Genomic DNA, 1,047 nt, shown 5'->3' with positions numbered 1-1,047 from the left:
GTAAACGTCGGCATTGCCGTTGGCGTCCCTACCAGCCAATGTAGTTTTGGGTTCGTAGGTTCCGCGGAAGATGTTGGCGCGGTCTAAGCCTGCGTTTAGTTTCAGTGTGAGCCCTTGCAAGGGGTTGGCTTCAAGGAAGATGTTGCCCAACAGGCGGTCGGTGCGGCTCTCGTCGGTGTTGTTTAGCAGCGAGTAGGGGTTGGGCTGCGTTCCCAGCAGTGGGTTAATGGGGTATGTGCCCGTGGCGGGGTCGAAGGCTTTGATGTGCGGACCCATCTGCACGGCTGCCCTTATCATGCCCGACTTTTCCCATTGGCGGCCTCCAAGCTGGGCGTTGGCGTTGTCGATGCGTGTCAGCGTGAGGTTCAAGCCTAGCTTAAAGATGTCGAGAAACTTTTGGTCGATGTTGGTTTTTAGGGTATAGCGCGTCATGGCAGAATTGCGGATGATGCCCTTGTTGTCGTAATAGTTGAGCGACAGCATGTATTGCGTACCCTTCGATCCGCCGCGCACACTTAGGTTATGCTCCTGCACCTGACCGTTGCGCGTGATGAGGCCCAGCCAATCTGTGCCTTCGCCCGCTGCCGCAATTTGGGCTTCGGTGTAGGGTTGCGTGTAGGCCAGTCCGTTTTTGGGCGATTTCAGTGCGTCTTCGAGCCGCTTTCCGCCCCACGGGCCAACGCCGTTTTCCCACACCCAGTATTCCCACGTCGACCTGTTTTTCTCCACCATCCACTCTTTTAGCGAAAGCATGTCGTAATTGTCCGAATACTTCTGGAACGAGTAGTTGTACGAATAATCAACCTGCGGCTTGCCCTCGGCGCCGCGTTTGGTGGTTACGATAACCACGCCGTTGGCCGCGCGTGCCCCGTAAATGGCCGTTGCCGAGGCATCTTTCAGCACTTCCACCCGTTCGATGTCGTTGGGGTTGAGAAAGTTCAGCACGCCCTGCGTGCCTGGGTCCATGCGGTCGTTAACGCCTTTGGGCTGGTCTATCTTGGCAATGGGAAACCCGTCTACGATGTACAGCGGGTCGTTGTTGGCGTT

1 protein-coding gene is annotated in these 1,047 nt (G+C 56.5%); it reads right to left on the bottom strand.

Annotated features, from left to right (window positions below):
- A partial coding sequence (locus BN93_RS15855) for a TonB-dependent receptor plug domain-containing protein (protein ID WP_044261185.1) occupies positions 1-1,047 on the bottom strand: 1,047 nt, incomplete at both ends.

The sequence above is a fragment of the Prevotella conceptionensis 9403948 genome (assembly GCF_000312305.1).
Taxonomy (GTDB): Bacteria; Bacteroidota; Bacteroidia; order Bacteroidales; family Bacteroidaceae; genus Prevotella; species Prevotella conceptionensis.
This window is presented reverse-complemented; position numbering and strand designations above follow the sequence as displayed.